Annotated in this window: 25 protein-coding genes; 11 read left to right on the top strand and 14 right to left on the bottom strand. The window is 70.4% G+C overall.

Translation table 11 applies throughout. The features are described from left to right. Nucleotides 1-173: 173 nt before the first annotated feature. Genes nadC through nadA form a run of 3 tightly spaced genes read right to left on the bottom strand, consistent with a single transcriptional unit; the run spans nt 174 to nt 3,729 of the window. Complete coding sequence (gene nadC, locus ACFYVR_RS18390) at nt 174-1,037, bottom strand: carboxylating nicotinate-nucleotide diphosphorylase (RefSeq protein WP_387475668.1); 864 nt, start codon at nt 1,035-1,037, stop codon at nt 174-176. Beyond that, the gene (locus ACFYVR_RS18385) at nt 1,034-2,698 is read right to left on the bottom strand and encodes an FAD-binding protein (protein WP_387475666.1); all 1,665 of its coding nucleotides are present in this window, start codon (nt 2,696-2,698) and stop codon (nt 1,034-1,036) included. The genes nadC and ACFYVR_RS18385 overlap by 4 nt, the downstream gene beginning before the upstream one ends. Beyond that, nucleotides 2,698-3,729 (bottom strand): quinolinate synthase NadA, encoded by a 1,032-nt coding sequence (gene nadA / locus ACFYVR_RS18380; RefSeq protein WP_387475664.1) that lies wholly within the window; start codon nt 3,727-3,729, stop codon nt 2,698-2,700. Before nadA ends, ACFYVR_RS18385 begins: the two co-directional genes overlap by 1 nt. A gap of 118 nt (nt 3,730-3,847) precedes the next feature. Here nadA and ACFYVR_RS18375 point away from each other — a divergent pair, with 118 nt between their 5' ends. Then, the gene (locus ACFYVR_RS18375; protein WP_387475662.1) at nt 3,848-4,552 is read left to right on the top strand and encodes an NUDIX domain-containing protein; all 705 of its coding nucleotides are present in this window, start codon (nt 3,848-3,850) and stop codon (nt 4,550-4,552) included. A gap of 111 nt (nt 4,553-4,663) precedes the next feature. Here the strand turns inward: ACFYVR_RS18375 and ACFYVR_RS18370 are convergent, their stop codons facing one another. Further along, on the bottom strand, nt 4,664-5,263 hold the full coding sequence (locus tag ACFYVR_RS18370; RefSeq protein WP_387475659.1) for a DUF2567 domain-containing protein: 600 nt from the start codon (nt 5,261-5,263) through the stop codon (nt 4,664-4,666). 147 nt (nt 5,264-5,410) lie between these two features. Between ACFYVR_RS18370 and ACFYVR_RS18365 the strand changes: the two genes are divergently transcribed. Beyond that, a complete protein-coding gene (locus ACFYVR_RS18365) occupies nt 5,411-6,382 on the top strand; it encodes a CPBP family intramembrane glutamic endopeptidase (RefSeq protein ID WP_387475657.1) in 972 nt (323 codons plus the stop codon). Here ACFYVR_RS18365 and ACFYVR_RS18360 read toward each other — a convergent pair. Continuing rightward, on the bottom strand, nt 6,338-6,556 hold the full coding sequence (locus tag ACFYVR_RS18360; RefSeq protein WP_387475710.1) for a hypothetical protein: 219 nt from the start codon (nt 6,554-6,556) through the stop codon (nt 6,338-6,340). The two genes, ACFYVR_RS18365 and ACFYVR_RS18360, sit on opposite strands and share 45 nt — an antisense overlap. Nucleotides 6,557-6,567: 11 nt before the next feature. Further along, on the bottom strand, nt 6,568-7,581 hold the full coding sequence (gene bioB, locus ACFYVR_RS18355; RefSeq protein WP_387475655.1) for a biotin synthase BioB: 1,014 nt from the start codon (nt 7,579-7,581) through the stop codon (nt 6,568-6,570). Between the two features lie 158 nt (nt 7,582-7,739). On the opposite strand from bioB, the gene ACFYVR_RS18350 reads away from it, so the two are divergent. Genes ACFYVR_RS18350 through ACFYVR_RS18340 form a run of 3 tightly spaced genes read left to right on the top strand, consistent with a single transcriptional unit; the run spans nt 7,740 to nt 9,989 of the window. Then, complete coding sequence (locus tag ACFYVR_RS18350) at nt 7,740-8,333, top strand: TetR/AcrR family transcriptional regulator C-terminal domain-containing protein (protein WP_387475653.1); 594 nt, start codon at nt 7,740-7,742, stop codon at nt 8,331-8,333. A gap of 37 nt (nt 8,334-8,370) precedes the next feature. Beyond that, nucleotides 8,371-9,501 carry a lipase family protein gene (locus ACFYVR_RS18345; RefSeq protein ID WP_387475651.1) on the top strand — a complete coding sequence of 377 codons (1,131 nt, stop codon included), beginning with the start codon at nt 8,371-8,373 and terminating at the stop codon, nt 9,499-9,501. Next, nucleotides 9,498-9,989 (top strand): pyridoxamine 5'-phosphate oxidase family protein, encoded by a 492-nt coding sequence (locus tag ACFYVR_RS18340; RefSeq protein ID WP_387475649.1) that lies wholly within the window; start codon nt 9,498-9,500, stop codon nt 9,987-9,989. The genes ACFYVR_RS18345 and ACFYVR_RS18340 overlap by 4 nt, the downstream gene beginning before the upstream one ends. 1 nt (nt 9,990) lies before the next feature. On the opposite strand, the gene ACFYVR_RS18335 is transcribed toward ACFYVR_RS18340, so the two are convergent. The 5 genes from ACFYVR_RS18335 to ACFYVR_RS18315 form a co-directional block, all read right to left on the bottom strand. After that, nucleotides 9,991-10,173, bottom strand: coding sequence for a hypothetical protein (locus ACFYVR_RS18335; RefSeq protein ID WP_387475647.1), 183 nt, complete (start codon nt 10,171-10,173; stop codon nt 9,991-9,993). 71 nt (nt 10,174-10,244) lie between these two features. Next, nucleotides 10,245-10,997 carry a succinate dehydrogenase/fumarate reductase iron-sulfur subunit gene (locus ACFYVR_RS18330; RefSeq protein WP_387475645.1) on the bottom strand — a complete coding sequence of 251 codons (753 nt, stop codon included), beginning with the start codon at nt 10,995-10,997 and terminating at the stop codon, nt 10,245-10,247. Next, entirely contained in the window at nt 10,994-12,928 is a 1,935-nt protein-coding gene (locus ACFYVR_RS18325) for a fumarate reductase/succinate dehydrogenase flavoprotein subunit (RefSeq protein WP_387475643.1), read from the bottom strand. The genes ACFYVR_RS18330 and ACFYVR_RS18325 overlap by 4 nt, the downstream gene beginning before the upstream one ends. 13 nt (nt 12,929-12,941) lie before the next feature. Then, entirely contained in the window at nt 12,942-13,760 is an 819-nt protein-coding gene (locus ACFYVR_RS18320) for a hypothetical protein (protein WP_387475641.1), read from the bottom strand. Further along, nucleotides 13,757-14,041 (bottom strand): hypothetical protein, encoded by a 285-nt coding sequence (locus tag ACFYVR_RS18315; protein WP_387475639.1) that lies wholly within the window; start codon nt 14,039-14,041, stop codon nt 13,757-13,759. Before ACFYVR_RS18315 ends, ACFYVR_RS18320 begins: the two co-directional genes overlap by 4 nt. Nucleotides 14,042-14,126: 85 nt before the next feature. Between ACFYVR_RS18315 and ACFYVR_RS18310 the strand changes: the two genes are divergently transcribed. The 3 genes from ACFYVR_RS18310 (at nt 14,127) to ACFYVR_RS18300 (ending at nt 16,224) form a co-directional block, all read left to right on the top strand. After that, nucleotides 14,127-15,434, top strand: a complete 1,308-nt coding sequence (locus ACFYVR_RS18310; RefSeq protein ID WP_387475637.1) for a cytochrome P450 — start codon at nt 14,127-14,129, stop codon at nt 15,432-15,434. A gap of 272 nt (nt 15,435-15,706) precedes the next feature. After that, nucleotides 15,707-16,024, top strand: a complete 318-nt coding sequence (locus tag ACFYVR_RS18305; protein WP_387475635.1) for a hypothetical protein — start codon at nt 15,707-15,709, stop codon at nt 16,022-16,024. Between the two features lie 71 nt (nt 16,025-16,095). Beyond that, nucleotides 16,096-16,224 (top strand): hypothetical protein, encoded by a 129-nt coding sequence (locus ACFYVR_RS18300; RefSeq protein ID WP_387475633.1) that lies wholly within the window; start codon nt 16,096-16,098, stop codon nt 16,222-16,224. 312 nt (nt 16,225-16,536) lie between these two features. On the opposite strand, the gene bioD is transcribed toward ACFYVR_RS18300, so the two are convergent. Both bioD and ACFYVR_RS18290 read right to left on the bottom strand, forming a co-directional pair. After that, the gene (gene bioD / locus ACFYVR_RS18295) at nt 16,537-17,238 is read right to left on the bottom strand and encodes a dethiobiotin synthase (protein ID WP_387475631.1); all 702 of its coding nucleotides are present in this window, start codon (nt 17,236-17,238) and stop codon (nt 16,537-16,539) included. Beyond that, nucleotides 17,235-18,407 carry an 8-amino-7-oxononanoate synthase gene (locus tag ACFYVR_RS18290; protein ID WP_387475629.1) on the bottom strand — a complete coding sequence of 391 codons (1,173 nt, stop codon included), beginning with the start codon at nt 18,405-18,407 and terminating at the stop codon, nt 17,235-17,237. The genes bioD and ACFYVR_RS18290 overlap by 4 nt, the downstream gene beginning before the upstream one ends. A 98-nt stretch (nt 18,408-18,505) precedes the next feature. Here ACFYVR_RS18290 and ACFYVR_RS18285 point away from each other — a divergent pair, with 98 nt between their 5' ends. Then, nucleotides 18,506-19,321, top strand: a complete 816-nt coding sequence (locus tag ACFYVR_RS18285) for an alpha/beta fold hydrolase (protein ID WP_387475627.1) — start codon at nt 18,506-18,508, stop codon at nt 19,319-19,321. A gap of 6 nt (nt 19,322-19,327) precedes the next feature. Here ACFYVR_RS18285 and ACFYVR_RS18280 read toward each other — a convergent pair whose 3' ends face one another. After that, a complete protein-coding gene (locus tag ACFYVR_RS18280; protein WP_387475625.1) occupies nt 19,328-20,605 on the bottom strand; it encodes an adenosylmethionine--8-amino-7-oxononanoate transaminase in 1,278 nt (425 codons plus the stop codon). Nucleotides 20,606-20,692: 87 nt separating this feature from the next. Here ACFYVR_RS18280 and glgX point away from each other — a divergent pair, with 87 nt between their 5' ends. Both glgX and treY read left to right on the top strand, forming a co-directional pair. Beyond that, nucleotides 20,693-22,807: a glycogen debranching protein GlgX gene (gene glgX / locus ACFYVR_RS18275; protein ID WP_387475623.1), complete on the top strand. Its 2,115-nt coding sequence runs from the start codon at nt 20,693-20,695 to the stop codon at nt 22,805-22,807. Beyond that, the gene (gene treY, locus ACFYVR_RS18270; RefSeq protein ID WP_387475621.1) at nt 22,804-25,140 is read left to right on the top strand and encodes a malto-oligosyltrehalose synthase; all 2,337 of its coding nucleotides are present in this window, start codon (nt 22,804-22,806) and stop codon (nt 25,138-25,140) included. Before glgX ends, treY begins: the two co-directional genes overlap by 4 nt. The last annotated feature ends 71 nt before the right edge of the window (nt 25,141-25,211 follow it).

Here is a 25,211-nt window from a genome sequence, read left to right as displayed (position 1 = left end):
GCAGCCGCGCCCAATCCGATTGCGAGTCCGAGCATGATCCCTCCACCTGTTGGTGTGATGCCGGTGCGCCGTGTCGTGCCCTCGGCTCCACCGAACCTGACACCGACAAGTCTGGAACCGCGCGACCACACCGGACAGGCACCCCAGGGTGGTGAATCACCACACCCCGCGCGTCACATGTCGAGCCCGAGGTCCAGAACGGCGACCGAGTGGGTGAGCGCCCCGACCGCCAGGTAGTCGACTCCGGTGGCCGCGTAGTCGGCGGCGACGTCCAGGGTGAGGCCACCGGACGACTCCAGCTTCGTCTGCGGCGACCGGGTGTTGCGGCGCTGAACAGCGGCCTGGGTCTCCCACAGGGCGAAGTTGTCGAGCAGCACCAGGTCGACGCCCTCGGCCAGCACCTCGTCGAGCTGGGTGAGGCTGTCGACCTCGACCTCGCACTCGATGTCGGGCGCGAACTCCCGTACCGCGCGCAGGGCCGCGACCACGGAGCCGGCGGCGGCGACGTGGTTGTCCTTGATCAGCGCGGCGTCTCCGAGCCCCATCCGATGGTTGACACCGCCACCCATCCGGACGGCGTACTTCTGCAGTCCCCGCAGTCCGGGGAGCGTCTTGCGGCTGTCGCGGATCCGGCAGTCGGTGCCCTCCACCGCGGCGACCCACCGCGCGGTGGCGGTGGCGATGCCCGACAGGTGGCAGACCAGGTTCAGCATGGTGCGTTCGGCGGTGAGCAACGCCCGGGTGGGTGCGGACACCGTCAGCACCGCCTGCCCCGGTTCGACCGCGGATCCGTCGTCGACGCGGGCGAGGATGTCGTAGTTGCGGGCCCCGATCACCTCGTCGAGCACCAGCAGGCCGACGTCGATGCCCGCGACGACGCCGGCGCTGCGGGAGACGACGGACGCCTTCGCAACGGCGGCGTCGGGGACGGTGGCCACGGAGGTGACGTCGGGGCCGTACCGCAGGTCCTCGTCGAGGGCGACCCGCACCAGCGTGCGGATCTCGTCGAGGTCGAGGCCGTCAGCGAGGGTGGTCATCGTGCTCCTGTCGGGATCAGTTCGGCTGTCGCGGGATCGGTGACGGTCAGGTCGCCGTCGGGCGTGCGGCGCACGCCGAGCGGGCGCCGCCATGCGCCCTCGGTGTCGGGGTGGTCGAGGCGGGTGTGGCAGCCGCGGCTCTCGGTGCGGGTGGTCGCGGCGAGGACCAGCGCGGACGCGGTGACGGTGAGCGCGGCGTCCTCGAGGTCGGTGACGGTGGTGGGCCGGGTGGGTCGGCTCGCGGAGAGGACCGTCGCGGCGTGACCGAGTCCGCTTCCGTCGCGGACCACCGAGGCGTGCGCGGTCATCACGGATTGCACGACGTCGCGCGGCACCGTCTGCGCGGGCGCCGGCTCGGCGGAGTCGACGGCCGTGGACAGCCCGGCCCGCTCGGTGGCGGCCAGCCCGGCACGCTCGCCGACCACGAGGCCCTCGAGCAGGCTGTTGGAGGCGAGGCGGTTCGCGCCGTGCAAGCCGGTGCGGGCGACCTCGCCGGCGGCGAGCAGTCCGGGCACTGCCGTGCGGCCGTGGGTGTCGGTGACGACGCCGCCGCAGGAGTAGTGCGCGGCGGGTGCCACGGGAATCAGGTCGACGGCGGGGTCGAGTCCCGCGTCGCGGCACGACGCGGTGATGGTCGGGAAGCGGTCCGCGAAGGCGGGGACGTGTCTCGCGTCGAGGTACACGTGGTCCTCCCCCAGCGTTCGCAGGCGCGCGGCGATCGCCTTGGAGACGACGTCGCGGGGCGCGAGGTCACCCATCGGGTGGACGCCTGCGGTGACCGGATCACCGTGGGAATCCACGAGGATCGCGCCTTCCCCGCGAACCGCCTCCGAGATGAGCGGTCTCCGCCCCACCCCGCCGGCCGCGAACAGGACTGTCGGGTGGAACTGGACGAACTCGAGGTCCGCGACAGTCGCGCCGGCGTCGAGCGCCAGCGCGATGCCGTCCGCGGTCGCACCGGATGGGTTGGTGCTGCACGAGTACAGCTGACCCAGGCCGCCGGTGGCGAGGAGAACGGCCGGAGCGTGCAGGACACCGACGGCGGTGCCGTCACGTCCGGATCCGACGGCGGTGCCGTCACGTCCGGATCCGACGGCGGTGCCGTCACGTCCGGATCCGACGGCGGTGCCGTCATGTCCGGTTCCGAAGCCCTTGTCGGACAGCACGACCAGGCCGGTGACGCCGTTCGCGTCGGTCGCGATGCGCGCGGCGGCGGCCCCGAACAGGACGGGCATGCCCGCCGCGTTCAGCGCGCGCTGCACCTCGGCGCCGGTGGCGTCTCCCCCGGCGTGGATGATGCGGCGCGCACTGTGTCCGCCTTCGCGGGTGCGTGAGACCCGGCCGTCGCGGCCGCGGTCGAACACGGCGCCGAGATCGGCGAGTGCCGTCACCGCGTCCGCGCCTGCGGCGACGATCGACCGGACCGCCGCCTCGTCGCACAATCCGCCGCCCGCGGCGAGGGTGTCCGCGACGTGAGCGTCGACGTCGTAGCCGGAACTGACGGCGATGCCGCCCTGCGCGTACACCGTCGCGGTGTCGGTGGGCCCGCCCTTGCTCACGGTCAGTACCCGCAGCCCGGCCCGTGACGCGGTGCGGGCCGCGGTCAGTCCGGCCACCCCGCCGCCGACGACGACCAGGTCGGCGTGCGCCTCCCAGGTCACTACTCGCCGCCGCCCGGGTTGCCGATCTCGATCATCCGCTGCACGGACTTGCGGGCACGCTCACCGACGGCTGCGTCGACGTGCACCTCGTCCTTGCCCTCCTGCAGGCACCGGAGCAGGGCGGCGGGGGTGATCATCTTCATGTACGGGCAGGACGCGCGGTCGTTGACGGCCTGGAAGTCGACCTCCGGCGCCGCCTTGCGGAGCTGGTGCAGCATGCCGATCTCGGTGGCCACCAGGACCTGCTTGGCGCCGGTGGCGCGGGCGGCGTCGAGCATGCCTCCGGTGGAGAGGATCTTGACCTTGTCCTCGGGTACGAAGCCCTCGCCGGCGAGGTACAGCGCCGAGGTGGCGCAGCCGCACTCGGGGTGCACGAACAGCTCGGCGTCCGGGTGGGCCTTGGCCTGTGCGGTGAGCTCGTCGCCGTTGATGCCGGCGTGGACGTGGCATTCGCCGGCCCAGATGTGCATGTTCTCGCGGCCGGTGACCCGCTTGACGTGGGCGCCGAGGAACTGGTCGGGCAGGAACAGCACCTCACGGTCGGGGTCGATCGACGCAACGACGTCGACGGCGTTCGACGACGTGCAGCAGATGTCGGTCAGGCCCTTCACCTCGGCGGTGGTGTTCACGTACGAGACGACGAGGGCGTCCGGGTACTCGGCCTTCCACTCGCGCAGCTGCTCGGCGGTGATGGAGTCGGCGAGCGAGCACCCGGCCCGCTCGTCGGGGATGAGGACCTTCTTCGTGGGGCTGAGGATCTTCGCGGTCTCGGCCATGAAGTGCACGCCGCAGAAGATGATCGTCTCCTCCTCGGCCTCCGCGGCGATGCGGGAGAGGGCCAGCGAGTCGCCGACGTGGTCGGCGACGTCCTGGATGGCCGGGAGCTGGTAGTTGTGCGCGAGGATCGTCGCGTTCTGGGCGCGAGCCAGCCGGCGGACCTCCTCGGCCCACTCGGGCGTCCCCTCGACACCGGTGTAACCACCGGGGCCGTCGACGATCGCGGCGGCTCCCGCCCACTCGGTCGTGGTCATCGCCTTGCTCCTTCGTGGACTGCCGGTCCGTGGTGGACTGCCGGTCCTTCGTCACTGCGATCCGGGCGGGCTGTGCCCGGATTTCCGTTTCGGGGGTTTTCGACTTACGATCGAAAACGTGCCCAATGGTAACACCCTTCACGAAGTGCTCACCGCGGTGTTCCAGGTTCGCAATGTGAACGAGGATCCGGAAGTGGACAATCCGGAACTCTGCGTCCTGCTCTGGCAGCGCGCCCTCCAACCCGAGCGCGGCGCGTGGTCCCTGCCGGGCGGGCTGCTGCGCGAGGACGAGGACATGACGACCTCCGCGCGCAGGCAACTCGCGGAGAAGGTGGACGTGCGCGGGGTCGCCCATCTCGAACAGCTCTCGGTCTTCTCCGAACCGAACCGGGTACCCGGGGTCCGGCTGATCGCCTCGACGTTCCTCGGCCTCGTCCCGCTCGACGCCGACCCCGACCTGCCCACGGACACCGCGTGGCATCCCGTGTCCGCCCTGCCGCGCACCGCATTCGACCACGGGGTCGTCCTCACCCACGCCCGCACCCGGCTGGCGGCGAAACTGTCCTACACGAACATTGCGTTCGCCCTGGCACCCCACGAGTTCACGATGTCCACGTTGCGCGAGATCTACTGCGCCGCACTGGGTTACCAGGTCGACGCGACGAACCTGCAGCGGGTGCTCGGCCGGCGCGGCGTGCTGGTCGCCACCGGTGCCACCGCTCCCCCGGGCCCGTCCGGCGGCCGCCCGCCCGCACTGTACCGCTTCGCCGAGTCGCGACTTCGCGTCACCGACGAGTTCGCCGCCCTGCGCCCGCCCGGCTGACCCACGACCCGAATCACGTCCGCGTCACGGGGATGTCGGCCGGATGCAGATGCCGTATCCGGACCGGGCGCCCGCACGCCGCCCCGACGACCGGGGAGATGTCCGCAGTGTCTACCGCGGCACCGCGGGAGGTGCCGGATCGGGCGCGACGGCGGTCGACGGGCTCGCCCGAACCAGGTCCGGATGCGGCGAGATCGACACCAGCAGCAGGTACACCAGCGCCGCGGCGAGCGGTTGCGCGATCAGGGCCATGACGGTGTCCAGACCCGGCGTCGCGGCGACGATACGACCGATCTCGACGTCCTCGGCGGCGGGGAACCGCAACTGCGCGACACCGACCCCGACGAGCGCGGCGGCGGCCGCCCCCACCGCCGAGCCGAGCATCAGGCCCACCAGCTGCGCGAGACCCCGGAAGGCGCGTTGCACCGACCACACGGCCACCGCCGAGAGCACCCCGAGGATCAGACCGAGACACAGGAACAGCGCCACCGCATCGAACCGGTGACCGCTCTCCCCGGGCAACGACACCGCTCCCCCCGAGACGACGAGGAAGTGCTGGGCGGGCACCAGCAGCCCCCAGCCCACGCCGGCCACCGCGCTGACGATGACGACGGCGGCCACCACCCGCGCGGCAGCGGCCACCGCGGGACGCCGGGCACGCGACGCTGCACCCGTCGGTCGCCGATCCGGGGCTTCGATGTCGATGGTCACGTCGATCCAGACTAGACGGCGCCGGCGGGACCGGCCCCGATCACCCACGACCGGCGCACGGGCGCCGCGGCGTTCGGCATGCGAACAGGGAATCCGGAGCGTACATTCGGCCCGATCGGATTCGGAGCAGGCCACCGGAGGTTCGTCGTGCCCGACGTCGCAGACCCCCACCGACAGCGTCGCGGACTCGGTGGTGTCATCGCCCGCCACCCCGTCGTGTCGTACTTCGTGCTCGCGTACGGGATCTCGTGGCTCGTGTGGTCGCAGTTCATCCTGTCCGCGGACGGCAGCGGCTGGTTCCAGTTCCACGCCACCTGGTCGTTCATGGTGACGGTCGGCCTGGGCACCTTCGGACCGGCGATCGCGGCGGTGACGATCGTGTGCATCGCGGAGGGCGAGGACGCCCTGCTGCCGTTCCTGAAGCGGATCGTGTTGTGGCGGGTCGGATTCGGGTGGTGGGCGTTCGCGCTGCTGAGTTTCCCGATCACCGCCACGATCGGCTGCCTGCTGACGCCGGGCGTCGTGGGCACGTTCACCACGGCGGGCCTGGGCCGGTCGCTCACCGACTACCTGCCGTTCTTCCTCTACCCGGCCCTCCTCGTCGGCGGACCACTCGGTGAGGAGGTCGGGTGGCGCGGTTTCGCGCTGCCGCGTCTGCAGCAGCGCTTCACCCCCGCGCTGGCCACGATCGTCCTCGGCGTGCTGTGGACGTGCTGGCATGCTCCGATCTGGTTCAGCAACAACTGGAGCGTGCTGAACGTGCAGAACCTCCTCTGCTACACCGCGTTCCTCGTTCTCGCCGCGTTCCAGTACACCTGGGCCCACAACAACACCCGAGGCAGCATCCTCGTCGCGGTGGTGCTGCACGCCTCGATGGACGCGTTCCCGAACGTCGTGCTGTTCCCGATGTTCCCGGGGTTGGGCGAGGTCACGTCGTTCGGGGTGCAGAAGCTCTACCTCGCGCTGATCGTCGGCTTCGGCCTCTTCGCCCTGGTCGTCACCATCGGAACCAGGGGCAGGCTGGGCCTGCCGATCGGCGCGACACCGCCCGGAGCCCCGGTCGAGGGCACCGGGTCAGCGCCGCTCGCCCGCGGTGGAGTCGCTGACGCCGTGTCGTGAGCACTTCGCCCACCAGCCGTCGGGGCTGACCTGGACGATCATCCGCCGCCCGCAGTGCTCGCAGAACCGGGGCGGTTCCAGACCCAACGCCGCAGCCGCCGGGATCGGATCGTCGACACCGGCGACGATCCGCAGGCCGGTGTACGGGTTGTAGCGTTCGGCCGCCACCTCCATCGCGGACACTCCTAGATGGTCTGGTTGAGGGCCTTGATCGGCATCTGCAGCTCGCCGAGCAGGTCCAGGTCCGATTCGGCGGGCCGGCCGAGGGTGGTCAGGTAGTTGCCGACGATGACGGCGTTGATGCCGCCGAGGATGCCCTGCTTGGCGCCGAGGTCGCCGAGGGTGATCTCACGCCCGCCGGCGAAGCGCAGGATGGTGCGCGGCAGCGCGAGCCGGAACGCGGCGACGGCCTTGAGCGCCTCCGTCGCGGGCAGCACCTCGAGGTCGCCGAACGGGGTCCCGGGACGCGGGTTGAGGAAGTTCAGGGGTACCTCGTCGGGCTCGAGCTCGGCGAGATTCGCCGCGAACTCGGCGCGCTGTTCGAGGGTTTCGCCCATCCCGAGGATGCCGCCGCAGCAGACCTCCATGCCGGCCTCGCGGACCATGCGCAGGGTGTCCCAGCGCTCCTCCCAGCTGTGGGTGGTGACGACGTTCGGGAAGTGCGAGCGGGACGTCTCGAGATTGTGGTTGTAGCGGTGCACACCCATCGCGGCGAGCTGGTCGACCTGCTCCTGGGTGAGCATGCCCAGCGAACACGCGACCTGGATGTCGACCTCGTTGCGAATCGCCTCGACACCGGCGGCGACCTGCGCCATCAGCTTCTCGTCGGGGCCGCGGACGGCGGCGACGATGCAGAACTCGGTCGCGCCGGTCTTGGCGGTCTGCTTGGCGGCCTCGACCAGGCTCGGGATGTCCAGCCAGGCGGCGCGGACCGGGGACGCGAAGAGTCCGGACTGCGAGCAGAAGTGGCAGTCCTCGGGGCAACCACCGGTCTTGAGGGAGATGATCCCCTCGACCTCGACCTCGGGTCCGCACCACTTCATGCGCACGTCGTGGGCGAGGGCCAGCAGGTCCTCGAGCCGATCGTCGGGCAGGTTGAGCACCTGCAGCGTCTGGTCCTGGTTCAGTCCCTCACCACGGTCGAGGACCTGGTCCCGGGCGACGGCGAGGATGTCGGTGCGGACGGGGGCCTGGGTCACGGCTAGCTCCTGGGGTTCCGGGGTGCGGCGGCGTGTCAGTGCGTGAGGGACGAGAAGTGGTGGACTCCGCGAACTTGAACACCGTACAAGTTGAACGGCGTTCAGGTTAAGGTCGTGGTGAAATGGTGTCAACCACCGCCGAGCGAAAGTGAGCGAGAGTGCAGCTGCGACGAGCCGACGTCCTGGCCGGGGCCATCGCGATCCTCGACGAGTACGGACTCGGCGACCTGACCATGCGCCGACTCGCCACCTCACTGGGGGTCCAGCCGGGCGCGCTGTACTGGCACTTCCCCAACAAGCAGACGCTTCTCGCCGCGATCACCGACGAGATGCTCGGGGCGGTCTCGGCACCACTGGTCGACGCGCAGTGGGACGCACGGCTCGAGGTCCTGGCCCACCGCATCCGGGACGCGCTGCTCGCACACCGCGACGGCGCCGAGCTCGCGTCCGCGTCCTACGCCGCCAGGCTCGCGACCAACGACGCCCGCGCCACGCTGGTCGAGGTGGGCACCGACGCCGGGCTGCCGACCGACGAGGCCGAGTTCGCCGCCGACACCCTGCTGTTCTACATCCTCGGCCAGACCATGGACGAGCAGTCCCGCATGCAGATGGACAGCCACGGCGCGCTCACCGAGGAGGCGTCACCGCTCTACGACACCACCAGCGGCACAGCCCGTTTCGAGTACGGACTGGGGCTGTTCGTCGACGGCGTCCGGAGCAGGCTCACCGAGTCGAGTTCGCGGCCCGGCTGACACGAAACGGCGCCCGAGGGCCCGAGCTCGGACCACAATGGTGTGCATGCTCGCTCGACTCGTGGCGACCACCCTCCTGGCCGCGGCCCTGGCCGCGGCCACGTCGACAGCCGGACCCGCGACCGCCGCGTCCGGTGACGGCCCACCGGGAACCGTGACCGCCACGTCCCCACTGCCGCGCTCGGCGTGGATTCCCGGAGCGGCGAACGGCACCGCCCTGACCTACCGGACGCTCGGCCCCCGGGACCGGCCCGCGGAGAGCACCGGTGCCGTGTTCGTCCCGCCCGGCACTCCCCCGCCCGGCGGATGGCCGGTGGTGTCGTGGGCGCACGGCGCCGTCGGCATCGCGGACACCTGCGCCCCCACCGTCAGCGGGAAGATCGGCGGACCGTATCTGGGCCGGTGGCTCGCGCAGGGATACGCGATCGTCGCCACCGACTACGTGGGCCTCGGCACCGACGGCGTCCACCCGTACCTCGACGGGCGTTCGGAGGCTCACGCCGTGGTCGACATGGTGCGGGCGGCGCGAGCCGTCGAGCCGTCCCTGTCGACCAGGTGGGTCACACTGGGACAGTCGCAGGGCGGGCAGGCGGCGATGGTGACGGCGACGATCGCGACGTCCTACGCGCCGGAGCTCGACCACCGCGGGACCGTCGCGCTCGGGGTCCCGTCGAACATCGAGAACCTCGCGGTGTTCGGCGGTCCGGCGTTCCCGCCCCTGCCGTTGACGGGGACGACCGTGTTCGTGTCGTACGTACTCGCCGGCCTGCGGGCCACCCGGCCGGACGTGGACGTGGACTCGTACCTGAGCGACCGCGGGCGACAGGTGCTCACCCTCGCCGAGGCGCTCTGCTACGAGGACGCCGCCCGGGCGATCGGTGACACGTCGATCGGCGCGCTGCTCTCGCGTCCCCTCGACGGCCCGATGCTGGATGCGCTGCGGGAGATGCTCGCAATCCCGGTCCGCGGGTACGACCGGCCACTGTTCCTGGGGCAGGGCCTGTTCGACACCGTGGTGCCGTCGCCGCTGACCGCGAAGCTGGCCGCGGACCTCGTCGCGGCGGGTCAGCAGTTCACGTTCCGGACCTACCCGACGGGGCATCTCGAGACGATGTTGCTGTCGGAGCCGGACACCCACGAGTTCGTCAGGAGGGCGTTCGCGTCATGATGACATGGTCGGAGTTCGACGAGGCGGCACCGGCGATCGCCACCGTCTTTCGACGCCGGCTGGCGGCAACCGGGAATCTGTGCCTGCTCGCGACGCTGCGGTCCGACGGGTTTCCGCGGATCAGCCCGATCGAGCCGCGGGTGTTCGAGGGCGAGTTGTGGATCGCGGGCATGCCGGACACGACGAAGTTCCACGACCTCGGCCGAGATCCTCGTTTCTGCCTGCACACCGCGACGGTCGACTCCATGGTCGGCGACGGTGACGCCAAGCTGTGGGGCCGGGTCCACGACGTGCAGGATCCCGCATTGCACGAGCGGTTCGCCGCCCAGCTGTTCGAGGAGACCGGATTCGATCTGCGCGGCAAGCAGTTCCGCCCCTTCTACGCGGCCGGCATCGTCGGAGCGTCAGCAGTGGAGCTCACCGACGGCCACATGGACGTCACGATCTGGAAGCCGGGCGGGCCCGAGCGGGTGGTCCGGAAGACGTAGATCAGTACGCCCCAGCAGACGCCACCGGTACCGACACCGCCGCGGGCGCAACCGGGCCGGGCCCGATCCCGGCGTTGACGACAGCGGACGCACCCCACGCGCACGCGCCGAGAAAACCGGCGCTGACAACTCCTGCGATCAGCGGCTTCGCCTGCATTGCACCCTCCTGCGATGTGACTGTCATCACACTACTGTCGCGTCAGGTGCGCGGAGCGCTTTTCCCCCGATCCGGGGGAATTGCACTCGGCGGCCGCGTCAACGCCCGCGGCGGAACAGCTTGTTGCCGAGCCACACGACGGGGTCGTAGCGACGGTCGGCGACGCGCTCCTTCATCGGGATCAGGGCGTTGTCGGTGATCCGGATGTTCTCCGGGCACACCTCGGTGCAGCACTTGGTGATGTTGCAGAGCCCGAGACCGTGGTCGGTCTGTGCGACCTCGCGGCGGTCGGCGACGTCGAGGGGATGCATCTCGAGCTCGGCGATGCGCATCAGGAACCGCGGCCCCGCGAACGCCTGCTTGTTCTCCTCGTGGTCCCGGACCACGTGGCAGGTGTTCTGGCACAGGAAGCACTCGATGCACTTGCGGAACTCCTGGGACCGCTGCACGTCCACCTGCGCCATCCGGTACTCGCCGGGCGCGAGATCCTTCGGCGGGGTGAAGGACTGGATCTCCCGGGCCTTGACGTAGTTGAAGGACACGTCGGTCACGAGATCGCGGATGACGGGGAACGCGCGCATCGGGGTGACGGTGACGACCTCGCCGGGATCGAACGTCGACATCCGCGTCATGCACATCAGTCGGGGCCGGCCGTTGACCTCCGCCGAACACGAACCGCACTTGCCCGCCTTGCAGTTCCACCGGACCGCCAGATCCGGCGCCTGCGTCGCCTGCAGCCGGTGGACGATGTCGAGGACCACCTCTCCCTCGTTCACCTCGACGGTGTAGTCCTGCAGGTCACCGCCGTCGGCGTCACCGCGCCAGACCCGGAACGCGGCCTGGTGGCTCATCGCTCCTCCCCCTTCCCCGGATGCCCGGCGAGTTCGGCATCCGTGTAGTACTTGGCGACCTCGGCGAAGTCGAAGAGCGCGAACAGGTCCGGACGCATCGGCACCTGCGGTTCCGGGGTGACGGACACGTCGGGGACGACGCGGCCACCGGCGTCGGCGCCGCCCACGAGACTGCACACCAGCAACGTGGTGCGCCACTGCGGTTCCATCGCCGGATGGTCGTCGCGGGTGTGCCCGCCGCGACTCTCCGTGCGCAGCAGCGCGGCCTTCGCGACGCACTCGCTGACCAGGATCATGTTGCGCAGATCGATCGCCAGGTGCCAGCCGGGGTTGAACTGCCGGTGCCCCTCGACGGCGACCGATTCGACGCGGCGGCGGATCTGCTCGAGCGCGTCGAGTGCGGACCGGATCTCCGTGTCGGTGCGGATGATGCCGACAAGGTCGTGCATCAGCTGTTGCAGTTCCAGGTGCAGGGTGTACGGGTTCTCGGCGGGCGCGTGTGCGGCCGGCGGGTCGAACGGCGCGAGTGCCATCGACGCGGCGGCCTCGACGGACTCCTGGCTGACCTGCGGGCGTTCGGTGAGCGATTCGACGTAGGTCGCGGCCCCGAGGCCGGCGCGACGGCCGAACACCAGCAGATCCGACAGCGAGTTGCCGCCGAGCCGATTCGACCCGTGCATCCCACCCGAACACTCACCGGCCGCGAACAGCCCTGGGACACTGGACGATCCGGTGTCAGGGTCCACCTCGATCCCGCCCATCACGTAGTGGCAGGTCGGTCCGACCTCCATCTGCTCCTTCGTGATGTCGACATCGGCCAGTTCCAGGAACTGGTGGTGCATCGACGGCAGCCGCCGCACGATCTCCTCGGCCGGCATCCGGGAGGCGATGTCCAGATACACCCCACCGTGTTCCGTGCCGCGCCCGTTCTTGACCTCCGAGTTGATCGCCCGTGCGACCTCGTCGCGGGGCAGCAGGTCCGGGGTGCGCCGGGCGCTGTCGTTGTCCTTCAGCCACTGGTCGGCCTCGGCCTCGGTTTCGGCGTACTGCCCCTTGAACACCGGAGGGATGTAGTCGAACATGAACCGCTGGCCGTCGGAGTTCTTCAGCACGCCGCCGTCACCACGCACCCCCTCGGTGACGAGGATCCCCTTCACACTCGGCGGCCACACCATGCCGGTCGGATGGAACTGGATGAACTCCATGTTGATCAGCTTCGCTCCCGCGCGGATGGCGAGCGCGTGCCCGTCGCCCGTGTACTCCCACGAGTTCGACGTCACCTTGTAGGACTTGCCGATTCCGCCGGTCGCCAGCACGACCGCGGGCGCACGGAACAGCACGAACCGTCCGGACTCGCGCCAGTAGCCGAACGCGCCGGCGATCGCGCCCTCGCTGCGCAGCAGCTCGGTGATCGTGCACTCCGCAAACACCTTGATTCGGGCCTCGTGGTCGCCGGTGGCGGCGAAGTCCTCCTGCTGCAGTGACACGATCTTCTGCTGCATGGTGCGGATCAGTTCGAGCCCGGTGCGATCTCCGACGTGCGCCAACCTCGGGTAGGTGTGCCCACCGAAGTTGCGCTGACTGATCCGGCCGTCGGGGGTGCGGTCGAACAGGGCGCCGTACGTCTCGAGCTCCCACACGCGGTCGGGCGCCTCCCTGGCGTGCAGCTCCGCCATCCGCCAGTTGTTGAGGAACTTGCCGCCCCGCATCGTGTCCTGGAAGTGGACCTGCCAGGAATCCTTCGAGTTGGCGTTGCCCATCGCGGCCGCACAGCCGCCCTCGGCCATCACCGTGTGCGCCTTGCCGAACAGGGACTTGCAGACGACGGCGACCCGCAGTCCACGCTGCCTGGCCTCGATGACCGCCCTCAGTCCGGCGCCTCCCGCACCGATGACGACGACGTCGTAGTCGTGCCGTTCGACCTCGGTCACCGGCGATCCCCTCTCAGTTGACGAAACGCACGTCCGAGATGTTCCCGGAGGCCACGAGCATGACGTAGAAGTCGGTGATCATCAACGTGCCCAACGTGATCCACGCCAGCTGCATGTGCCGGGTGTTGAGCCGGCTCACGCCCGTCCACAGCCGGTAGCGGATCGGGTGCGCGGAGAAGTGCTTGAGCCGGCCGCCGGTGACGTGCCGACACGAGTGGCACGAGACGGTGTACGCCCAGAGCAGGATCACGTTGCCCACGAGGATGACGTTGCCGAGTCCGAACCCGAATCCTCCTGTGCTGCCGTGGAATGCGAGCACGGCGTCGTAGGTGTTGATCGCGGAGACGATCAGCGCGACGTAGAAGAAGTACCGGTGCGCGTTCTGCACGATCAGCGGCAGCCGAGTCTCGCCGGTGTACCGGGTGTGGGGTTCGGCCACTGCGCACGCGGGCGGTGACATCCAGATCGACCGGTAGTAGGCCTTGCGGTAGTAGTAGCAGGTCAGCCGGAAACCGAGCAGGAACGGCAGCGACAGGAACGCCAGCGGAATCCACATCGGGAGCTCGCCCACCCACACCCCGAAGTGGGTCGAGCCGGGCTCGCACGAGGCACTGACGCAGGGCGAGTAGAACGGCGTCAGGTAGTGGTACTCGTCCACCCAGTACGCGGTCCGCACGAAGGACCGGACGGTCGCGTAGACGACGAAGACCGCCAGTCCCAGGGTGGTGAGCAGAGGCGGACGCCACCACAGGTCGGTGCGCAGCGTGCGCGCCGCGATGGTCGCGCGGGAGGGCGACCTGACCCCGGTGGCAGATCCCGCCGGTGCGCTCACCGCTCGTGCGGGTGGCCGCCGACGCCCTCGTCGTCGGCGCCCTGCCACAGGGTGTGGTCGTAGGGTCCCTCCGGCACCGCGACCCGCTCGGCCTCGGGTACCGGGTGCGCGAGCCGCGGCGGCGACTCGTCGAGGTCGCTCGCATCGATCCCGAGGCGGTCCACGTCGTTGGCGAGCCGGCGGACCGCCGACGCATCGCCGTACAGCGACCGCAGCGACCCCACGCACTGCCGCAGATGCCCGATCGTGCGGTGCAGTTCCATCATTTCGCTGGTGGACATCCGAACCTCCAACCACAGATGATGTGATGACATTCACAGTACGACAGTTGGTGTGCACTGCGGGTGCGATCCGATAGGACGGGCCATGTCGAACGAAACGGTGTCCAAGCAGGGGCTGGCACAGCAGGAGTTGTCACAGCACGAACCGCACGGTGTGCACTTCCCGCCCGGATTCGACTTCACCGACCCCGACCTCTACGCCACCGGCGTGCCGCACGCCGAGCTCGCCGCGCTGCGGCGGAGTGCGCCCGTGTGGTGGAACCCGCAGCCGCCGGGAATCGGAGGTTTCCGGGACGAGGGCTACTGGGTGGTGACCCGGCACGCCGACGTCCGCGAGATCTCCCGCAACAGCGAGCTGTTCTCGAGCTGGCGCAACGGCGCGCTTGTCCGCCTGCGCGACGACGTGGACCAGCAGACGTTCGAGATGCAGCGGCTGATCATGCTGAACAAGGACGCACCCGAGCACACCAAGCTGCGCAAGCTCGTCGCCCGCGGATTCACGCCACGCGCGATCGAGAACCTGCGCGCCGCCCTGACCGACCGGGCCGGGCGGATCGTCGCCGCGGCCGCCGAATCGGGCGGCGGCGACTTCGTCACCGAGATCGCCGCCGAACTGCCCCTGCAGGCGATCGCCGAGCTGATCGGCGTCCCGCAGGATGACCGCGGCAAGGTCTTCGACTGGTCGAACGAGATGATCGGCGGCGACGACCCCGAGTACGACGTCGATCCCCTCGACGCGGTCTCCCAGCTGATCGGATACGCGTACGGCATGGCGGACGAGCGCCGCCGTTGCCCCGCGAACGACATCGTCACGACACTGATCCAGGCGGACGTGGACGGTGACGAACTCACACCCGAGGAATTCGGGTTCTTCGTGCTGCTGCTCGCGGTCGCGGGCAACGAGACCACCCGCAACGCGATCACGCACGGCATGCTCGCGTTCCTCGACCACCCCGACCAGTGGGAACTGTTCAAGCGGGAGCGGCCGGCGACGACCGCCGACGAGATCGTGCGCTGGGCGACGCCGGTGACGGCCTTCCAGCGGACCGCGACCGCCGACACCGTACTCGGCGGGCAGCAGATCCGCGCCGGTGACCGCGTCGCGATGTTCTACGCGTCGGCCAACTTCGACGAGGACGCGTTCGAGAACCCGACCACCTTCGACATCACCCGCAACCCGAACCCGCACCTCGGTTTCGGAGGCTCGGGCGCACACTTCTGCCTGGGCGCGAACCTCGCCCGGATGGAGATCGACCTGATCTTCGGCGCGATCGCCGACCGCATCCCCGACATCACCCGCCTCGGCGACCCGCAGCGGCTGCGGTCCGGGTGGCTGAACGGAATCAAGCACCTACCGGTCGGTTACGACTCGGGGTGCCCGGTGCCGCACTGAGCCGACGGCGTCGCCGAGGCTCCGGACGCGACGACCTCGCCCGGACTTCCCGGCATACCCGACGCCGTCACGGGCGACAACACAGGTACCCATCCGGGTAATTCCACCGATGCCGCGCACACCCGCGTCGAGCAGGATTGTGATCCAACACACACAAGGTTCCGATGCGCCGGCACCGACTCCCCGTCACCGACCCCTGGTCACCGACACCGAGTCCCCGTGACCCGTCGGCCCGGAACCGCCCGCCGCGACAGCAGGGAAGGTTCCCACCGATGACCGCAGAATGGCTCACCTGCAGCGACTTCGTCACCGCGACGTTCTCCCACGATTTCGTCGCCGACGGATACGACCACGACTCCGTCGAACGCATCCATCGCGGCGACATCGACGAGTGGATCCACGCTCTGGCCCAATCGGGCCTGTTCACCAACCTCGCCGTCACGAGTGCCTCCGAGTCGTGGCGGGACGATCCGCACACCCTGCTCGACGCACTGCTCGCGGACGCCGACGAGGTGACCGTCAAGCGCTACGAGGTCGCCTGGGACGCGATGGACCGCAGTACCTTCCGCGCCGTCGACGAGTACGCCTGACCACCCCACCCCCAGACCCCAACGGCAACCCGCCGCTGGAAAACAACAATGGAAATCACGAAGGAGTCACCATGGGTTCATCTGAGCAAGACCTCGCACTGATCAAGAAGATCCAACCGGTCGTCAGCGGCTTCGGCGCCGTCATCGGCGGCATGGGGGCGGCGCTGGGCCTGATCGGGGCGTTGGCCGCCTTCAGCTGACCCACCACTTCCGATCACCCTGGCCCGCCCCCCTCTTCGCCAGGGTGATCGGACCCTCCGGGCGCAGCTGTCCCGGTTCGACGCACACACGGCCGCACGGGCAAGTAGTCCCACCGCCGCGCGCCGACCCACCACTTCCGATCACCCTGGCCCACCCCCCTCCTCGCCAGGGTGATCGGACCCTCCGGGCGCAGCTGTCCCGGTTCGAAGGGCACACCCCCGCCAACTGTCGCCATTGCGATCGAACGCGCGAATTCTCGGGTAGGACAACCGAATCGAGTCGAAGAAGGTGAGCGGCGCGACCGGCCCGGCTCAGCAGGCGGCGCCCACCCCGGCGTTCACCTGCGGGACGGGATCGAGCCAGGTCGGTGCCCCGGCGGTGAACGCCGCGCGATCGAGGCTGCCCGCGCCTTCCGGTAGCCGGCCGAGCAACGGCACCCCGGTCACCTCGGCGAGATCGGCGAGGTTGCACCGCATCGCGAGATCCGGCGCGGAGGGCCAGGATCCGATCACGGTACCCGCGAGGCGCAGCCCGGCCTGCCGCGCGGCGGCGACGGTGAGGGCGCTGTGGTTGAGCGTGCCGAGCCCGGCGGCCGCGACGAGAAGCAGTGGCGCGTCCAGGTCCGCGGCGACATCCGCGAGGGTGAACCCGTCGACACCGAGCCGCACCAGCAGTCCCCCCGCGCCCTCGACGAGGGTGAGGTCGTGGGTGGCGTCGAGATCGCGGACCGCGGCGACCACGTCGGCGCGATCGAGCAGCGGCAGCCCGGCGCGGCGCGCGGCGGTGTCGGGGGCCAGGGGTTCCGGGTAGCGGGCGAGCTCGACCACGTCGCGCACACCCGTCAGCCGCTGCACCTCGGCCAGGTCACCCGGCTCACCCGCGTCCACACCGGTCTGTGCCGGCTTGCACACCGCGACGGTCCGACCCTGCGCCAGCGCGAGCGCGGCCAGCGCCGCGGTCGCCACGGTCTTGCCGACATCGGTCGAGGTGCCGGTCACGCACAGGATGCTCATGCGTGCGCCACCAGAACCTCGCGAGCGGGCCCGGCGAGTACGTCGCCGAGTACGGTGTCGATCGTGGCCAGGTCCTGCGCGGTGAGGTTGGCGCGGGCGGTCAACCGCAACCGCGAGGTGCCCGCCGGCACGGACGGGGGCCGGAAGCACCCGACGTGCAGGCCGCGCTCGCGGCAGGCCCGGGCGGCATCGTAGGCGACCTGTGGATCTCCGAGAATCACTGACACCACGGCGGATTCGGGTTCGCCGACACCGGTGATGCGGGCCAGGTCACGGGCCCGGTCCAGGACCGCGACGGCCAGTCCGGGTTCCCGACGCAGCACCGCGAGGGCGGCCCGGGCCGCACCGACCGCGGCGGGCGCCAGGCCGGTGTCGAAGATGAAGGTGCGGGCGCAGTCGATCAGATGGGCCCGGATCCGCCCGTCGGCGAGAACGGCACCCCCCTGCGCGGCAAGCGATTTCGACAGGGTCGCGGTGACGACGACATCGGGCTCTCCGGCGAGCCCGGCCTCGTGGACCAGGCCGCGGCCCCCGGTGCCACGCACCCCGATCCCGTGCGCCTCGTCGACGAGCAGCAACGCGCCGTGCTCGCGGCACACCCGGTGCAGTGCCCGCAGCGGGGCGAGATCACCGTCGGCGCTGAACACCGAATCGGTCAGCACCAGCGCGTACCGCTCGGTGCGGGTCTCGAGCGCGGTGCGGACGGCGTCGACATCGGCGTGCGGCGCGACGACGACGCGCGACCGGGACAGTCGGCAGGCATCGACGAGGGAGGCGTGGCAGCCGGCGTCGGAGACGATCAGGGTGTCGGGTCCCGCGAGTGCGGTCACGGCCCCGAGGTTGGCCGCGTAGCCGCTGGCGAAGACGAGTCCGGTTTCGGCGCCGACGAATTCGGCGAGTTCGGATTCGAGGCGGATGTGGTCGGCGGTGGTTCCGGTGACCAGACGCGAGCCGGTCGAACCCGCTCCCCACCGATGCAGCGCGTCGACGGCACCGGCGAGGACCTCGGGATGGCGGGTGAGTCCGAGGTAGTCGTTGGACGCGAGGTCGATCGGGCCGCCAAGGTCGATCGGGCCGAGGGGGGCGGTCCGGGGGGCGAGTTCGCGATGCAGACCGGCGGCGGTGCGCATGGCGGTGGCGGCGACGAACCGGTCGAGGGCTGCGGTCATGGTCCGAGACCATACTTGAACACCGTTCAAGTCACCAGCGTGCGACCGAGAAAACGCCCTGATCAGCGGTTGTCCACTCCGGGGATACCGTGGTGCGCATGAGTCACGCCGAGATCGCCAGCACCGTCACGACCGCCTCCACGACCTCCGCGGACGGCACCGAGATCGGCTGGCGCCGGCTCGGAACCGGCCCCGCGATCGTGATGGTGCACGGGTCGATCGCCACCGGCGAGCAGTGGCTGCCCGTCGCGACCGCCCTCGCGGACCGGTACACGTGCCATCTGGTCGACCGCCGCGGCCGGGGGCTCAGCGGGGATGCCGAGGCGTACGAGCTGGACACCGAGGTCGCGGACATCGCGGCGGTCGTCGACGCCCTGGGCCCGGGCACCACCCTGCTCGGGCATTCCTACGGCGCGATCTGCGTGGCCGCCGCCGTCGCTGCGGGGGTCGACGTGGCCGCCACGATCCTCTACGAGCCTCCGCTGCCGGTCGCGGGTCCCGTCGGCGGTTCGGCGCTCCCCCGTTTCACCGACGCGGTCCGCGGCGGCGAGTACGACCGGGCCCTGACGATCGCGATGACCGACGTCATGACCATGCCGCCGGCCGGTGTCGACGCTCTGCGCCGGACGCCGGTGTGGGCGGAGATGGTGGCACTGTCCCCGACCTGGGTGCGCGAGCTGGCCGTCATCGACGGCCTCGAGGGCGATCTGGACCGGTTCCACTCGATCGCGTCGCGGACGCTGTTCCTGCTGGGGGCGAACACCGCACCGCACCACAAGGAGGCGACGGCGTATCTGCAGCGCCACCTCGCCGACACCACCGTCGTCGAGTTCCCCGGTCAGGAGCACTTCGCGCACGTCACAGGTCCTCGTGCCGTCGCGAGCGCGATCGACGACTTCCTGGCCCGGGCCTGACGCCCGTCACGCCTGGGAGCGGGCCGCCGCCACCATCCCCGCAGTGATCGCCGCGATGTCGTCGGGGGTGCAGACGTACGGCGGCATCGCGTAGACGAGGTTCCGGAAGGGGCGCAGCCACACCCCGGCCGCGACGGCCGCGTCGGTCGCGGACCGCATGTCCACCGGCTCCCGGAGCTCGATCACCCCGATGCCGCCGAGCACCCGGACCTCGGCCACCGAGGGCAGCTCCCGCGCCGGGGCGAGGCCGGACTCGAGGCCTTCTGTGAGGGCGGCGACCTCGGCGCGCCAGTCCCGCGACAGCAGCAGCTCGACGGCCGCGACCGCGACCGCGCAGGCGAGCGGGTTGCCCATGAAGGTGGGGCCGTGCATCACGCCGCCGCCCTCCCCCGCGCTGATCGCCTCGGCGATCGCGGACGTGCACAGCACCGCGGCCAGCGTCAGGTAGCCGCCGGTCAGGGCCTTGCCGACGCACATGAGGTCGGGGGTGACCGCGGCGTGGTCGGCGGCGAACAGTTCGCCGGTGCGGCCGAATCCGGTGGCGATCTCGTCGAAGATCAGCAGCAGTCCGTGCTCGTCGCACATCCGGCGCAGCTCGGTCAGGTAGCGGGGGTCGTGGAATCGCATCCCGCCCGCGCCCTGCACGACGGGCTCGACGATGACGGCGGCCAGCTCGTGGGCGTGCTCGGTGAGGATCGCCTCGAACGTCGCGACGTAGGTGGCGTCGAACTCGCGCGGCGGGACCGGTGCGAACACCTGTCGGACCAGGACGTCGGTCCACATCGCGTGCATGCCGCCCTCGGGATCGCACACGCTCATCGGCGCGAACGTGTCACCGTGGTATCCGCCGCGCCAGGTGAGCAGCCGGTGCCGCTCGGGGCGGCCGACGGCCCTCTGGTACTGCAGCGCGAGCTTGATCGCCACCTCCACGGACACCGAACCGGAGTCGGCGAGGAACACCTTGTCGAGTCCGTCGGGGGTGATCTCGACGAGCAGTTCCGCGAGCCGGGCGGCGGGTTCGTGGGTGAGTCCGCCGAACATGACGTGGCTCATCCGGCCGAGCTGGTCCGCGGCGGCGGCGTCGAGCACGGGATGCCGGTAGCCGTGGATCGCGGACCACCACGAGCTCATCCCGTCGACGAGTTCGCGGCCGTCGGCGAGGGTGAGGCGGGTGCCGCGGGCGCTGTCGACGACGAGCGGCGGGGTGCTCGCCGGGAAAGCGCCGTAGGGGTGCCACAGGTGCGCCGCGTCGAGGGCGGAGATGCGATCGGAGGAGTAGCTCACGTGGCCCGACGATAGCGACCTGCGGGACCGGCGACTCCGGCAGCTCTCCGGACGACGGCGGGCCCGACGGACACTAGTGTCGGTGTCATGTCCGACGCCGGCTCCACCCCACCGCGGCCACCCGTGTGGCCGGGCAGCGCGTATCCGCTCGGTGCCACCTACGACGGCGCGGGCACGAACTTCTCGCTGTTCTCCGAGGTCGCCGAGGCGGTCGAGCTGTGCCTGATCGCCCGCGACGGCAGCGAGGAGCGGATCGCGCTGACCGAGGTCGACGGCTACGTCTGGCATGCGTACCTGCCCGGTGTCGTGCCCGGCCAGCGGTACGGCTACCGGGTGCACGGTCCGTACGACCCGCCGAGCGGGCTGCGGTGCGATCCGGCCAAACTGCTGCTCGATCCGTACGGCAAGGCGTTCGACGGCACCTTCGACGGAAGCGCAGCGCTGCACACCTACGGCGAGGACACCCTCGGCCACACGATGACCACGGTCGTGATCAACCCGTACTTCGACTGGCAGTCCGACCGCGCGCCGCGGCGGCCGTACCACGAGACGGTCATCTACGAGGCGCACGTCAAGGGCATGACCGCCACCCATCCGGGGGTTCCGGAGGAACTGCGCGGCACCTACGCGGGGCTGGTGCACCCGGTGGTGATCGACCACCTGATCTCCCTCGGTGTCACGGCGATCGAGCTGATGCCGGTGCACCAGTTCCTCCACGACCAGATCCTGATCGATCAGGGACTGCGAAACTACTGGGGCTACAACACCTTCGGGTTCCTCGCACCGCACGCGGAGTACTCCTCGGCGACGAAGCCGTCGGGCGCCGTCGCCGAGTTCAAGGCGATGGTGCGGGCCTTCCACGCCGCGGGCATCGAGGTGATCCTCGACGTGGTCTACAACCACACCGCCGAGGGAAACCACAACGGGCCGACGCTGAACTTCCGCGGCATCGACAACGCCGCCTACTACCGCCTCGTCGACGACGACAAGTCGACGTACATGGACTACACGGGCACCGGCAACAGCCTCAACGCCCGGCACCCCCACACGTTGCAGCTGATCATGGACTCGCTGCGGTACTGGGTGACCGAGATGCATGTCGACGGGTTCCGGTTCGACCTGGCGTCGACCCTGGCGCGGGAACTGCACGACGTGGACCGGCTGTCGGCGTTCTTCGACCTGGTGCAGCAGGACCCGGTCGTCAGTCAGGTCAAGCTGATCGCGGAGCCGTGGGACATCGGCGAGGGCGGCTACCAGGTCGGCAACTTCCCGGGCCTGTGGACCGAGTGGAACGGCAAGTACCGCGACACCGTCCGCGACTACTGGCGCGGCGAGCCGGCCACGTTGGGCGAGTTCGCGTCCCGGCTGACCGGATCGTCCGACCTGTACGAGGCGACCGGCCGGCGGCCCAGCGCGAGCATCAACTTCGTCATCGCGCACGACGGCTTCACCCTCACCGACCTGGTGTCGTACAACGAGAAACACAACCTGGCCAACGGCGAGGACAACCGGGACGGCGAGAGTCACAACCGGTCGTGGAACTGCGGGGTGGAGGGCCCGACGGACGATCCGGAGATCCTCGACCTGCGCGCCCGGCAGCGGCGCAACATCCTCGCCACCCTGTTCCTCAGCCAGGGCACCCCGATGCTCGCGCACGGCGACGAGATCGGCCGCACCCAGCTCGGCAACAACAACGTGTACTGCCAGGACTCGCCGCTGGCGTGGATGGACTGGACGCTCGTGGAGACGAACGCGGACCTGCTCGAGTTCACGCGCCGGGCGATCGCGCTGCGCACCGCCCACCCGGTGTTCCGCCGCCGACGGTTCTTCGAGGGCCGACCCGTCCAGGAGGACGGGCACACCACACGCGACATCGTGTGGCTGACCCCCACCGGTGTCGAGATGACCGAGGAGGACTGGGGCAGCGGATTCGGCAAGTCCCTCGCGGCGTATCTCAACGGTGACGCGATCGCCGAGCCGAACCGTCGCGGGGAGCCCGTGACCGACGACTCGTTCCTGCTGTGCTTCAACGCGCACGACGAGGATCTCGAGTTCACCGTCCCCGACGACGGGACCGGATGGCAGTGGGAGGTGGTGCTGGACACCGCCGTCCCCACGGGGCACTCTGACGCGACGGCCCACGGAGGCGCGACGGTGAAGGCGCCGGCCCGCTCCCTGACCGTCCTGCGCCGGGTGCGGTGACCGTGCACCCCGTCACGTCGACGTACCGCCTGCAGCTGCGACCGGACGGGCCCACCCTCCACGACGCCCGCGATCTGGTCGACTACCTGCACGAGCTCGGCGTCTCGCACCTGTACCTCTCGCCGGTGTTGACAGCCGTCAACGGGTCGGAGCACGGCTACGACGTGACCGACCCGACCGTCGTGTCCGAGGCGCTGGGCGGCCGCGACGCGCTGGTCGCGCTCGTCGCGGCGCTGCGGGAGCGCGGGATGGGCGTCGTGGTCGACCTCGTCCCCAACCACGTCGGGGTCGCGCGCGCGGAGCAGAACAGATGGTGGTGGGACGTGCTGCGGGGCGGCCGCCGCTCCCCGTACGCGAGCTGGTTCGACATCGACTGGGAGCAGGGACGATTCGCGGTCCCCGTCCTCGGCGACGACGGGACGGACGCGCTGAGGCTCGACACCGACGGCACCGAACCGATGCTGGCGTACCACGAACTCCGATTCCCCGTCGCCCCCGGCACCGAAGGCACGGACGGCGAGGGCACCGACGTCGCCGACGTGCACGCACGCCAGGCGTACGAACTCGTCCACTGGCGCAGCGGCCGGGTCGGGTACCGACGGTTCTTCACGATCGACTCGCTGGCCGCCCTGCGTCAGGAGGATCCTGTCGTCTTCGACGCCACCCACCGCGAGCCCGCGTCGTGGTTCGCCGAGGACCTCGTCGACGGCCTCCGGGTCGACCACCCGGACGGGCTCGCCGACCCCGCCGGCTACCTGACCCGGCTGCGCACCCTCCTCGGGCCCGAACGGTGGCTGGTCGTGGAGAAGATCCTCACGCCCGGTGAGCAACTCGATCCCGCGCTACCGGTGGACGGCACCACCGGTTACGACGCCCTCGCCGAGTTCGGCGGCGTGTTCCTCGACCCCGCGGGCGCGGAACCGCTCGCGCAGCTGCATCGCGAGTTCACCGGAAACGCCGGGGACGCAGAGTATCTCGCCGACGCCGAACGGACCACGAAACGCGAGGTGCTGTGGAGCGGCCTGAAACCGGAGGTCGACCGTCTCGTCGCCGCGATCCGGCGGGACACCGGAACCACCACCGACACCGCACCGCTGACCGATGCGGCGATCGAGGTGCTGACCCGGATCCCCACCTACCGCACGGATTACGGCGCCAACGCCGGCGTCCTGGCCACGGCGGTCGGTGCCGCGACCGACGCCCGGCCCGACATGACCCGCGCGCTGTCCGCGGTGACGGAAGCAGTTCTGGCGAACGGGGAGGCCGCGGTGCGCCTCCAGCAGGTCTGCGGCGCCGCCACGGCGAAGGCGGTCGAGGACCGGCTGTTCTACCGCACCGCCCGGCTGATCTCACTGCAGGAGGTCGGCGGCGACCCCGGCCGGTTCGCGGTCCCGGTGCCGCAGTTCCACCTGATGCAGGCGGAGCGGGCGGTGCGCTGGCCGGCCTCGATGACCACGCTGTCGACCCACGACACGAAACGCGGCGAGGACGTCCGCGCCCGGATCGGTGTCCTCTCGCAAGTGCCCGACGCCTGGGCGCGGTCGGTGCGTCAGTGGGAGGAGATCGCTCCGAGCCCCGATCCCGCCACCGGACTGTTCCTGTGGCAGACCATGTTCGGGGTCTGGCCGACCGACGGCGAACCGACCTCGCTGCTGCGGCGCCGCCTGCACGAGTACACCACCAAGGCGGTGCGCGAGGCCGGCGTCCACACCGACTGGGCGTCGGTGAACGAGGAGTACGAGAGGCTCGTCCACGAGTGGATCGACACTGTTCTTCGCGGACCGGTGTCGCGATCGATGTCGGCGCTGGTCCGCCGCCTCGCCATCCACGGCCGCATCGACTCCGTCGGCCAGAAGCTGCTCCAACTCACCGGTCCCGGCATACCCGACGTGTACCAGGGCACCGAGGTGTGGGAGGACTCGCTCGTCGACCCGGACAATCGGCGCCCGATCGGCTACGGGACCCGCCGGAAGCTGCTCACCACCGTCGACCCCCTCACCGCCGTCGACGAGGCGACCAAGATGCTCGTGGTACGCGAGTCGCTGCGTCTGCGTCGGGAACGTCCCTGGAGTTTCGTGGGCGGGTCGTACCACCCCGTGCTCGCCGAGGGTCCGTCCGCCCACCATCTGGTCGGATTCGCCCGCGGCGACGACGTGATCGCCGTCGCGGCCAGGCTGACGGTCAGCCATGCCGAACGCCGATGGACCGACACCGTGCTGCCGCTGGCCCGGGGACGGTGGACCAACCGTCTCACCGGTGTCACCGTCGAGGGAACGGCCGAACTGACGACGCTTCTCGAGCGGCGTCCGGTGGCCCTGCTGACCCGCGACTGACCGCATCCACTGATCGGGACATTTCCGCCCGCGGCCGCACCGCGCGCCCTACCGTGAGCCGGAACAACCGA

The organism is Rhodococcus sp. NPDC003318 (assembly GCF_042879035.1).
In the GTDB taxonomy this organism is placed as follows: domain Bacteria; phylum Actinomycetota; class Actinomycetes; order Mycobacteriales; family Mycobacteriaceae; genus Rhodococcus_G.
The sequence above is the reverse complement of the archived record's forward strand: the minus strand, read 5'-3'. Positions and strand labels throughout refer to the sequence as shown.

Bases quoted from the DNA above. Each gene is read 5' to 3' on its own strand.
- bioD (WP_387475631.1), bottom strand. From the start codon at position 17,238: ATGAGCATCCTGTGCGTGACCGGCACCTCGACCGATGTCGGCAAGACC.
- nadC (WP_387475668.1), bottom strand. From the start codon at position 1,037: ATGACCACCCTCGCTGACGGCCTCGACCTCGACGAGATCCGCACGCTG.
- ACFYVR_RS18300 (WP_387475633.1), top strand. From the start codon at position 16,096: ATGGGTTCATCTGAGCAAGACCTCGCACTGATCAAGAAGATCCAACCG.
- ACFYVR_RS18345 (WP_387475651.1), top strand. From the start codon at position 8,371: ATGGTGTGCATGCTCGCTCGACTCGTGGCGACCACCCTCCTGGCCGCG.
- ACFYVR_RS18305 (WP_387475635.1), top strand. From the start codon at position 15,707: ATGACCGCAGAATGGCTCACCTGCAGCGACTTCGTCACCGCGACGTTC.
- ACFYVR_RS18290 (WP_387475629.1), bottom strand. From the start codon at position 18,407: ATGACCGCAGCCCTCGACCGGTTCGTCGCCGCCACCGCCATGCGCACC.
- glgX (WP_387475623.1), top strand. From the start codon at position 20,693: ATGTCCGACGCCGGCTCCACCCCACCGCGGCCACCCGTGTGGCCGGGC.
- ACFYVR_RS18315 (WP_387475639.1), bottom strand. From the start codon at position 14,041: ATGTCCACCAGCGAAATGATGGAACTGCACCGCACGATCGGGCATCTG.
- nadA (WP_387475664.1), bottom strand. From the start codon at position 3,729: ATGACCACGACCGAGTGGGCGGGAGCCGCCGCGATCGTCGACGGCCCC.
- ACFYVR_RS18360 (WP_387475710.1), bottom strand. From the start codon at position 6,556: ATGGAGGTGGCGGCCGAACGCTACAACCCGTACACCGGCCTGCGGATC.
- ACFYVR_RS18340 (WP_387475649.1), top strand. From the start codon at position 9,498: ATGATGACATGGTCGGAGTTCGACGAGGCGGCACCGGCGATCGCCACC.
- ACFYVR_RS18330 (WP_387475645.1), bottom strand. From the start codon at position 10,997: ATGAGCCACCAGGCCGCGTTCCGGGTCTGGCGCGGTGACGCCGACGGC.
- ACFYVR_RS18335 (WP_387475647.1), bottom strand. From the start codon at position 10,173: ATGACAGTCACATCGCAGGAGGGTGCAATGCAGGCGAAGCCGCTGATC.
- ACFYVR_RS18310 (WP_387475637.1), top strand. From the start codon at position 14,127: ATGTCGAACGAAACGGTGTCCAAGCAGGGGCTGGCACAGCAGGAGTTG.
- ACFYVR_RS18285 (WP_387475627.1), top strand. From the start codon at position 18,506: ATGAGTCACGCCGAGATCGCCAGCACCGTCACGACCGCCTCCACGACC.